Origin of the sequence: Lapillicoccus sp. (genome assembly GCF_046595215.1) — a bacterium.
Classification (GTDB): Bacteria; Actinomycetota; Actinomycetes; order Actinomycetales; family Dermatophilaceae; genus Lapillicoccus.
On the sequence record NZ_JBKJPP010000209.1, the window covers coordinates 1 to 9924 of the forward strand.

Genomic DNA, 9924 nt, shown 5'->3' on the forward strand with positions numbered 1-9924 from the left:
TCGGAGATCCGCCGTTTCAGGCAGCGCATCGCTTCGCGGTGGGTCTTGCCGTCGGCGCGCTTGCGCCGGTAGTAGGCCCGGCCGTCGGTGTTCAGGCGGATCTGGGTGGTCGCGGCGATGTGGATCATGTGATTCATCCGCCGGTTCCCGGCCCGGGAGAGGCGGTGACGCACGATCTCGCCGGAGGAGGCCTCCAGGGGTGGCGTGCCGGTCCAGGACGCGAACCGGTTGCGGTCCGCGAACCGGGTGACGTCGCCGACGTCGGCCAAGGTGCGGGCGGCCACGACCGGCCCGAGACCGTGGAGGTCCATCAGCCTGGAGCCCGAGGACAGCACCATGGCCTTGAGCTCTTTGGTCGCGGCCTTGGTCTTCTTCTCGATCACCACGAGCTCGGTGAGCTGCTCGGCCGCGAGGCGAGGCTGGGTCTTACCGGCCAGGTCACGGGGGCCGCACACCAGCGGCGATGGTCTTGGCCTCAGCGGTGGTGATGTCCTTCTTCGCACGCCCGGGGGTCAGCTCGGCCAAGAGGCGCTGGAGCCGGTTGGCGGTGCGGGTCCGGGCCCGGGCGAGCTCCTCGCGGCCGTCGGCCAGCATCCGCAGCGCCTCCACCTGCGGGTCGAACGTGAGGACCCGCAGCGGCGTGGCGCGCACCGCGGCGACCGCGACCGAGTGCGCGTCGTGGGCGTCGGTCTTACGACCGTGGCCGGTGTCGAGCATCCGCGCCCGAGCCGACAGCTTCGCCGGCACGTCGAGCACATGCTCCCCACCCGCCAGGAGCCGGCGCGCTAGCGGACGGCCGGCGCCGTTGCTGCCCTCCACCGCCCAGGTCCGCTCGGGCCAGGGCGCGACCCGCTGTCGCATCGCGGCATAGTCGGCTTTGTCGGTGGCGAACCGGCCCATGGTCAGCACCTTCTCGTGCTCGTCGACGACCTCGATCGTTGCCGACAACTTGTGGGGATCGACCCCGATGATGACCGTGCTCATGGCTTCCGCCTTCCGCTCGCATCCGATGGGGACGGCGAGGCGGGCATTGCTACTGAGAGCAGGGCAGACCCTCTTGGGCCACGCCTCACCAACGGTGCCCGACGGGAACGCAAACCGATGTAGAGCCACACCCAACACGCAGGTGGGCAGCCGCAAGAAGAGCGACCCGCAGAGCACCTGGACCGAGTCTGGCCGGACACCGGTCCTACGACCAGTGTCAAGTAGCCGCGAGCCGGGCGGGTGCCTGGACGGAAGCCTGTGGCCTGGCGGGTGGTCTCCGGATGATTCAGCCCCGAACGGACGAGCTCGCGCGCTCGCCGAGTCGCAAACGTGGCGCGTGACAGCCGAGGAGGAGCGCCGCCATGCCCACCTTCCTGGGGCTCGGGACTACGGTCTCTCGTCGAGAACACGGGCGCGGTTGCTGAAGTACCGGCCCTTCAGCGACGTAGGCTCGGAGGATCTTGCGAGCGGCGACGCATAATGTTAGATGCGTGCAGAACGGGTCACCTCGATCGACCTGCATGACGATGGAGCTGTGGGGTGCTGGTGCTGTGGCTGCTGCCCCGATGCTCCGGACTGAATGATCCATCTCGGCAACCACCCCGAGGTGCATCTTTGTCTGGGATGCGCGCACTTCGTCCACCAGAAAGTTGGGCCATGGAGGATCGCGGGAGGCGAGGGCCCGCGGCCTTCGTCCGGGAGAGGCTGCGCAACCTTCGGGATGAGGTTGTCCGCGGGAGATGGCACGAGCACAGGTTCTTCGGGGGCACCCTTCGTCGACTCGGGAGGTGCCGATGAACTGATCGCGGCTGCGATGGCGGAGGCAGGGGTCGAGGGTTTGGTCACTCACACCATCGTCGCCACCCAGGATCAGGCCGAGGCCGCGGCTTCATTGGCTCACCCACAATCTTGCTGAACGGCACGGGCGTCCCACTACGCGACGCCCAGATCCTCGCCCGCCAAGCCGACCCCCGCACCACTGAGCACGACGACCGCGCCCACGCGGCAGCCTCGACCGACACGGCGTGCCTTTCCTGACCGCCTGCGTCGCCGGCGTCTGACTAGTCGTGCCTCACCAGCGTCCCCTCCACCCGGAATGCGGGGCCCGGACGTGAAGCTACGAAGGGCTGCAGCGCTGCGACTCAGCCGTGCTGGGGGCCTGTCCGAGCGCACGGCGGGGCCTTGACGACCCCGAGTCCCCATCCGGTCCAGTCCACGGTGCGCGACGCACAAAGGGCGAAGGCGCAATCTTGCCCACGGGCGGTCCACGTCCTCCACTTGTTCGTGGCCGTCACAGCTGTGTGAAACGGTCGGTCGGAAGCTGTCCGTCGGACAGTCCCGATCACCAATCTTCCTGCGCCGGTGCCGCCCTGGCATCGGGCAGGGATGAAATCGGCTGTAACGCTTTAGGCGCCTTCGCATACTGCAGAGCAACGTGTGCGGCGGCAGAGGAGGCAGTGATGACCGGTGCGAGTTCTCGGTGGCATCGGGTCGACGACGGTGATGTGCCCGATGAGGGCCGGGTGCGCAGTGTCGAGGTCGACGGCCGCTCGGTCGCGTTGGCGCGTTGTGGGACCCGCCTCGGCGCGCTGGAGAACAAGTGCCCGCATCAGGGCGGTCCGCTGGGCGAGGGGTCGATCGAGAAGGGGCTGCTGCGCTGCCCGTGGCACGGTTACGACTATGACCCGATCACCGGAGAGCCGCCGGGCGGCTTCAGTGACGCGGTGCCGAGCTACCTGGTCGAGGAGCGTCCGGACGGCGTCTACGTGGAACTGCCCGAGTTGCTGTCCGCGGTGCGCACGGTCGCCGACACCCTGGTCGAGACGCTCGTGGCGTTCGGCATCACCCACGTCTTCGGCATGGTGGGGCACTCCAACCTCGGCTTCGCCGACGCGCTGCGCCGAGCGGAGGAGCGGGGCGAGATCACCTATATCGGCATCCGGCACGAGGGTGCGGCGGCCTTCGCGGCGAGTGCCTACGGCAAGCTCACCGGCCGACCGGCGATGTGCTTCGCGATCGCGGGTCCCGGCTCGACCAACCTGCTCACCGGGCTCTACGACGCGAAGCTGGACGGGGCACCGGTCGTTGCGGTGTCGGGTCAGGTGCCGTCGTCGGTCCGCGGGCGGGGCGCTTTCCAGGACCTCGACCTGTCGAGCGTGTTCGCCGATGTCGCCGTCTCGACGCAGGTCGTGCTGGCAGGCAGCGACCACGCCGAACTGGCCGCCCTCGCGGTCAAGCGCGCGATCGACGGCCGCGGCGTCGCGCATCTGGTGCTACCGGACGAGGTGCAGGTGCTGCCCAGCGCGCAGACGGCCGCCGGCCCGGCGGGGCGCTTCACCGCGCGGCGCATCCTGCCTGACCCCGAGTCGCTGGAGCGTGCGGCCGCCTTGGTGCGCGGCGCGCGGCGTCCGGTGTTCGTCGTCGGACACGGCGCCCGGGACGCCGCCGATGACGTGCGGGCGATGGCCGAGCGCCTCGGCGCCCCGGTGCTGACCACGTTCAAGGCCAAGGGGCTGATCCCGGACACGCATCCCCTCGGCGCTGGTGTCCTGGGGCGCAGCGGCACCCCGGTGGCAAGCTGGTTGATGAACGAGTCGGATCTGCTCGTCGTGGTCGGTGCCTCGTTCTCGAATCACACGGGCATCGCGGCCTACAAGCCCGTCGTGCAGATCGACGACGCGCACACGGCGATCGGCCGTTTCGACGCGGTCGCCGCGCACCTGCTCGGCGACGCCGCGCTCACCGTGGCCGCCCTCGACGTGTGCGTGGGTGAGGCGAAGGCGGAGGACCAGCGCGGTGACGTCGCCGAGCGGTGGGCGATCTGGCGGGCCGAGAAGACGCGCCGAGTCGCCGACGACCGTGGTGAAGGCGTGTCGGCTGCGGCGGTGTTCGACGCGCTCGCCCGCCACCTCCCCGCCGACGCGGTGATCACCGTCGACGTCGGTAACCACGCGTACTCACTCGGTCGCTACCTGGAATCGGCGGGCCAGCCGGTGCTGATGTCGGGCTATCTGGGCTCGATCGGGTTCGGCTACCCGGCTGCACTGGGCGCGTGGGCCGCCGCGCCCGGACGCCCGATCCTCGCCGTGACCGGCGACGGGGGCTTCGGCCAATACAGCGCCGAGCTGCTGACGGCAGTGAAGTACGGCATCCCGATCAAGCACCTGCTGCTCGACAACCACTCACTCGGCAAGATCAGCAAGGAGCAGCTGGCCGCCGGCCTGCCTGTGTGGCACACCGCGCTGCACAACCCGGACTGGGCCGAGTACGCACGTGTGTGTGGCGCTACCGGTATCCGCGTCGACCACCGTGAGCAGCTCGACGCGGCCCTGGTCGAGCTCTTCACCAGTGACGGACCCGCTCTGCTCTGCGTCCAGCAGGACGCGCAGCTGATCTAGATACCGCTGAACGCCGATCCCTGCGAAAGGACCACGATGACCGCCACCCTGCCGGACTACCGCGACCTCACGGCCTTGTTCATCAACTGCACCCTCAAACGATCGCCCGAGCCGAGCAACACGCAGGGCCTCGTCGACGCCAGCGCGCACATCATGCGCGAACACGGCATCGGCGTCGACATCGTGCGCGCGATCGACCACGACATCGCCACCGGCGTCTGGCCGGACATGCGTGAGCACGGCGCCGCCACCGACGACTGGCCGAAGATCTTCGCAAAGGTCCTCGGGGCCGACATCCTCGTCCTCGCCGGGCCGATCTGGCTCGGCGACAACAGCTCGATCATGAAGCAGGTCCACGAACGGCTCTACGGCGGATCGCACCTGCTCAACGACGCCGGCCAGTACCTCTACTACGGACGCGTCGCCGGTTGCTTCATCACCGGTAACGAGGACGGCATCAAGCACTGCGCGATGAACGTCCTCTACACCCTGCAGCACATCGGCTACACGATCCCGCCGCAGGCCGATGCCGGGTGGATCGGTGAGGCCGGGCCCGGCCCGTCCTACCTCGACCCGGGTTCGGGTGGCCCGGAGAACGACTTCACCAACCGCAACACCACGTTCATGACATGGAACCTCATCCACCTGGCCCGCATCCTTAAAGACGCGGGCGGCATTCCCGCGTATGGGAACCAGCGCTCGGAATGGGACGCCGGATGTCGCTTCGACTACGAGAACCCCGAGTACCGCTGACCCGGGCCTTACGTGTCGGGGACAGCCCGCGCCGAGCCCTTCTCCGGTGCACTCCAGCGCCGCTAGGGTGTGCGCCGGAGGTGCAGGTGAGCATTCCCGACGACGAACTCGTCGCCCTGTTGCGAGGCGGTGACGAGCGCGCCTTTGCCGACCTCGTCGATCGGTACAGCCCGTCCATGCTCTCGGTCGCTCGCACGTACGTCACCTCGCGTGAGGTCGCCGAGGACGTCGTGCAGGACACCTGGCTCGCGCTGCTGCTGGGAATCGACAGGTTCGAGGGTCGCTCCAGCCTGCGGACCTGGCTGTTCCGCGTGCTGGTCAACATCGCCAAGACTCGCGGGGTGCGGGAGAAGCGCAGCACACCCGTCGACATGCACCTTGTCGACCAGCCGGCGGTGAATCCCGATCGCTTCCAGTCGGCTGCAGCCCCGTGGCCCGATCATTGGGTGCGGTTCCCGGTGCCATGGCACGAGTCGCCGGAGCGCAGCCTGCTGTCGGGCGAGGCGCTCGACCTCGTGCGCCACCAGCTGGCCCGCCTCCCCGGCCAGCAGCGCATCGTGGTCTGCCTGCGCGACGTCGACGGCTACGGCTCCGCCGAGGTCTGCGCCATGCTCGACCTCACCGCGGCCAACCAGCGCGTCCTGCTCCACCGAGGCCGGGCCCGCATCCGCGAGGCCCTCGCCACCTACTTCGGCGCGGCCTCGTGAGCGGCTGGGACGACGTGGACTTCGGCGGCATCACCTGCCGCGAGTTCGTCGAGCTCGTGACCGACTACCTCGAGGACCTGCTCGACGCCAGGAGCCGCGCGCGCTTCGAGCAACACGTCGCCGGGTGTCCCGGCTGCTCCCGCTACCTCGACCAGATCCGCGACTCGACCCGGGTGCTCGGTCGCGTCACCCTGGACTCACTCTCGCCCGCGGCCCGCGGTCAGCTCATGGACGCGTTCCGCTCCTGGCGCTCCGGACGCTCGGACGAGCCGGGACCGGACTGAGCGCCGCCGTTCAGCAGGGCCAGGGCAGCCGGTGGGAAGATCAGCACCGACAGCAGCCCGGCGCACACGAGGGCCGCAGCCGTGACCGACGAGATCGTGCCCAGCACCAGCCCGATCTGCGTCGCGGTCACCAGGAACGGCAGCGACGTGGCCTGCAGCAGCGCAACGGCGGCCGTTGCCCGGCCACCGAGCGTGCGCCGCACCAGCAGGGCCGGGACCCCGCGCACGATGAGCAGCGCGGCGAGGAAGACCGGCACCCGGGCCAGCGCCCCGGGGCTGTGCAGGAGGCCGGTCAGGTCGAGCCGGATACCCGAGCTGACGAAGAACACCGGCACGACGAAGCCGTAGCCGATGGCCTCAAGCTTGCCGCGGAACTGCGGGTGGGAAGACGAGTCGCGGTCGACGAGGCTGACGATCGCTCCCGCGAGGAACGCGCCGAGGATGCTTTCCAGACCGAAACGGGTCGCGAGAGCCACGAACGCGACCAGCAGGAGGACGGCGAGGCGCACCCTGATCTCGGCCGTCGTGTCCTGGAGACCGAGGAGCAGGTCGCCGATGCGCATCGACCGCCCGGCCCGGACCGCGACGACTGCGGTCAGGACGATCAGCGCGGCGAACGAGATCAGCAACACGACCTTCGCCCCCGGGCTCCCGTTCGAGGTCGAGAAGAAGAACGAGAGCACGACGATGGCGGCGAAGTCGGCCACGGTGGCGGCGGCGATCGCGGTCTGGCCTACCGCGGTCTGGCTGTTCCCGGCGTCCTTCAGCACCGGCACCACCAGGCCGAGCGAGGTCGCCGACAGTGCGACCGCGATCAGGAGCGGCTGCTGCACCCAGCCGAGCGCGTGCAGCCCCGTGCCGACGGCCAGGCCGAGTGCGAGAGTGACGGCGTAACCACCCGTAGCCAAGGCCAGTGCTTGTCCGTGCAGCCGCATGAGATCGATCTCGAGCCCGGCGCGGAAGAGCAGGAAGGCCAGCCCGAACAGGGCCAGGATCTGCACCGGGAGATCGACCCTCACCCAGTTGAACCCGGTCGGGCCGACGACGATCCCGGCGACGATCTCAAGGACGACGGCCGGGATCCGCAGTCGAGGCGCGGCCCCGGCGAGCAGCGGAGCGAGCACCGCGATGACGGAGATGACGAGCAGGTTGTCGAACGAGACCTCGGGCATACAGGTTCAGTCTCGATCGGGCTCCGAACGTTTCACCTGTAACGCGGGCCCGTGCCCAGCAGACTGCAGTTCGACCCCACCGCGAGACCGAAGGAGACGTGTTGTGCCGAACGAGGACCTCATCCGCACCCGTCATGCTCTGCACGCCGTGGCCGAACACGTACTCGCCGGCCCACAACACCGCAGCAGCCGGACGATCGAGCTCCGCGTCTCGCCAGGCGGCTTCCGCACCGTGTCCAAGCCGTCGCTCGCCGTCGTCGGCACCGACCTGCTGCGCGCCGGCATCGCCCATCCCCTCTCCGGGACCACCGCCCGCGACCTCGCCGCCTCGGTCGGCATCGAGGCGGGCGCCCCGGTCGACGTCTACGGCGACGGGGGGCAGGTGAGCGCCGACGAGCCGCTCGACGTCGACGCCCAGGCGGCCCGCGTCATCGCCGACGCCTTCGCCCACGGCGACGCCGCACTGCGACTGCTCGCGCCGGACCTCGAACCGGTGCTGTGGCCTGAGCACTTCGACGTCGGCATCCGCCTCGACAACATCAACTACGGCGTTTCACCCGGTGACGGCTACCTGGGCGAGCCCTACGCCTACGTCGGTGTCGATGTCGTGCCGGCCGACGACCCGTACTGGAACGCCCCGTTCGGAACCGTGCAACCCATGACCTCATTCGCAGACGTGAGCGAGCTACGCGACTTCTTCACCGACGCTAGGCAGCATCGACGGAACTAATGGCCCACCTCGTCGGCTGGATCGTCAGCGCCGACCACCCCACACCACATCGAATCAGCGTCAGCTATGACTAGACGCAGATGATTGCGGTAGCCCGTCACATCAGCCCGCGCGGCGACGCGTGTGCGGCGTGCTTGCCGGTCACAACGGTCTCCGACACGACCCGCGCGCTCGTGCTCAATTACCCGCTGCTACCTGCCCCGCGCCTACGCGAAATTCGAGTACCTCGTCCCGGCCGACACCCACATTACCGCGTTACCGGCCTGTGCAACCGGCTACCTGTCAGGCGGGGAGGGACGAGCTACGGCTGTCCGAGGTTCGCGGCGTGCCGGACGGTCATGAAGCCAGGTCCGGGTGGTCAGGTCGGGACGAGGCAGGGCCTGTCGGCGTAACGCTTGGCTTCCTCGACGACGCGGCCGAGCGTCCGGTCCACCAGGTCCTGGTCGGCGTCCAGGCGTCGGAACCGAGGGACGACGCTGGTCTCGAGCCACCGCCAACGGTCGTCGAACCGCGCCATGCTCGGGACCGTCCGGGTCCGCAGCGCGTCACCCAGCCCGGCAGTCAGCGAGTACGCGGAGAACGACGTGAAGTACCTGACCTCCCGTCGAAGGCCGCGCACCTCGAAAGTGGTCGTCGAGCCCATCGATACCAGCCGGGCGAAGGTGCCCGACAGACGGTCGAAGAGCGGCTGCACCACGACACGCTGCTCGTGCTCCAGGAGAGCGAGGTTGCCGGCCCAGACCAGGTCGGCAGCCTCCCGTCGGGCCGCTGCCGTCGACCCCTCGTCCGACAGCACCGCGCGACCCCAGTCGATCGTCTCGAAGGCGGACAGCAGCCCGGCATACTCGCGGTGCGGCCCCAGCAGCCGCCGCAGGTCCTCCACGCCGTCTGCGGCAGCGAGGTAGGCCAGGTGGACCCAGAAGATGTCGGCATAGATCGCGTTGTTGACCTCGCGCATCCGGTGCGCGTCCTCCGTCAGCAGCCGCCGGCGACTCAGACTGCGGGGGAGGTCCACGTAGCCGCTCCGGTCAGCGTCCAGACGGAAGGGGAACAGCACCAGGCGGGCGTGGTGGGAGGCGATCGCGGCCATGCCAGCCCACTTGAAGCAGGTCGGCTGCTGCGTGTAGAGCCACGCGTAGCGGGAGGAGATCTCCACGTTGCGGTGGAAGGTGCAGCACGGCGGACTCAGCAGGGAGTCGGCCGCGGAACGCCATCCCGCTACAGTGTCCGGGAGTCCGTTCGGGTCCGTGTGCTCCATGGCTCCGATGGTCGGCCACCTCCCTTACCGCCGGGCGCAGTGTCGGGGCGCAAGACGTCCGACTCAGTGTGCACCCTGCCGGCCGGTGACACCCCGACCCAGTACTGACGAACCGCCGACGCGGCTAGTCGCCGGGGACGTCATCCGAACTCTGGCAGCGTTGCCAAGGTTGACCAGCACTGCGATCCATGCGCTGATCGTGGTTATCCGAACGTTCCTCAGCTTCCCGCCAAAGCTGGAGATCACCGGGCTATGGCCTCGTCACGAGCACAAATCCGAACGGCCAACCCGGAGAGGCGATGAGGTCGGCCCTGGTCGGCCGGGACCGTACGGCAGTTCCAACATCCTGGTGGCGCAGGACCCCACGGAAGGTCTGAATTTCTGGAAGTCGCGACCACTGGCGGCGCGCCCGATTGGTGCGTCTTTTCGGTGCCCCTCTGTTGTCAAGGGGTCGGGATCAGCTCTTTGGAGTGTGCGCCGGCGCTTGTCGCCGTCGAGGTCGTTCGTCTGGTGGGGCGCTCCACCTTGACGGCTCCGGCGCGTCGGCGCATCTGCTGGGGAGCCGGCCCCGGACGGGGCTTCGCAGGGGCCGTGGTGGCCGGTAGCGTCATGGGTGCGGGTCCGGGAAGTGGCTGATC

10 protein-coding genes are annotated in these 9924 nt (G+C 69.2%); 6 read left to right on the top strand and 4 right to left on the bottom strand.

Annotated features, from left to right (window positions below; genetic code table 11):
* Positions 1–455, bottom strand: a 455-nt coding sequence (locus ACLL9L_RS17465) for a transposase (RefSeq protein WP_411285924.1), incomplete at its 3' end; no start/stop codon positions are given.
* Positions 439–984 (bottom strand): IS110 family transposase, encoded by a 546-nt coding sequence (locus ACLL9L_RS17470; protein ID WP_411285925.1) that lies wholly within the window; start codon positions 982–984, stop codon positions 439–441. The genes ACLL9L_RS17465 and ACLL9L_RS17470, both read right to left, overlap by 17 nt.
* 1460 nt (positions 985–2444) lie before the next feature.
* On the opposite strand from ACLL9L_RS17470, the gene ACLL9L_RS17475 reads away from it, so the two are divergent.
* From ACLL9L_RS17475 to ACLL9L_RS17490, 4 genes are all read left to right on the top strand, one after another.
* On the top strand, positions 2445–4382 hold the full coding sequence (locus ACLL9L_RS17475; protein WP_411285926.1) for a thiamine pyrophosphate-binding protein: 1938 nt from the start codon (positions 2445–2447) through the stop codon (positions 4380–4382).
* A 36-nt stretch (positions 4383–4418) separates the two neighbouring features.
* Positions 4419–5135: a flavodoxin family protein gene (locus tag ACLL9L_RS17480; RefSeq protein WP_411285927.1), complete on the top strand. Its 717-nt coding sequence runs from the start codon at positions 4419–4421 to the stop codon at positions 5133–5135.
* Positions 5136–5221: 86 nt separating this feature from the next.
* Complete coding sequence (locus tag ACLL9L_RS17485) at positions 5222–5842, top strand: RNA polymerase sigma factor (protein ID WP_411285928.1); 621 nt, start codon at positions 5222–5224, stop codon at positions 5840–5842.
* Positions 5839–6126, top strand: a complete 288-nt coding sequence (locus ACLL9L_RS17490) for a zf-HC2 domain-containing protein (RefSeq protein WP_411285929.1) — start codon at positions 5839–5841, stop codon at positions 6124–6126. Before ACLL9L_RS17485 ends, ACLL9L_RS17490 begins: the two co-directional genes overlap by 4 nt.
* On the opposite strand, the gene ACLL9L_RS17495 is transcribed toward ACLL9L_RS17490, so the two are convergent.
* Positions 6063–7298, bottom strand: a complete 1236-nt coding sequence (locus tag ACLL9L_RS17495; RefSeq protein WP_411285930.1) for a cation:proton antiporter — start codon at positions 7296–7298, stop codon at positions 6063–6065. The genes ACLL9L_RS17490 and ACLL9L_RS17495 overlap by 64 nt on opposite strands.
* 103 nt (positions 7299–7401) lie before the next feature.
* Between ACLL9L_RS17495 and ACLL9L_RS17500 the strand changes: the two genes are divergently transcribed.
* Positions 7402–8028, top strand: coding sequence for a hypothetical protein (locus ACLL9L_RS17500; protein WP_411285931.1), 627 nt, complete (start codon positions 7402–7404; stop codon positions 8026–8028).
* A 358-nt stretch (positions 8029–8386) separates the two neighbouring features.
* Here ACLL9L_RS17500 and ACLL9L_RS17505 read toward each other — a convergent pair whose 3' ends face one another.
* The gene (locus ACLL9L_RS17505; RefSeq protein ID WP_411285932.1) at positions 8387–9286 is read right to left on the bottom strand and encodes a DUF2515 family protein; all 900 of its coding nucleotides are present in this window, start codon (positions 9284–9286) and stop codon (positions 8387–8389) included.
* A gap of 7 nt (positions 9287–9293) precedes the next feature.
* Here ACLL9L_RS17505 and ACLL9L_RS17510 point away from each other — a divergent pair, with 7 nt between their 5' ends.
* Complete coding sequence (locus ACLL9L_RS17510; protein ID WP_411285933.1) at positions 9294–9815, top strand: DUF1622 domain-containing protein; 522 nt, start codon at positions 9294–9296, stop codon at positions 9813–9815.
* Positions 9816–9924: the final 109 nt, after the last annotated feature.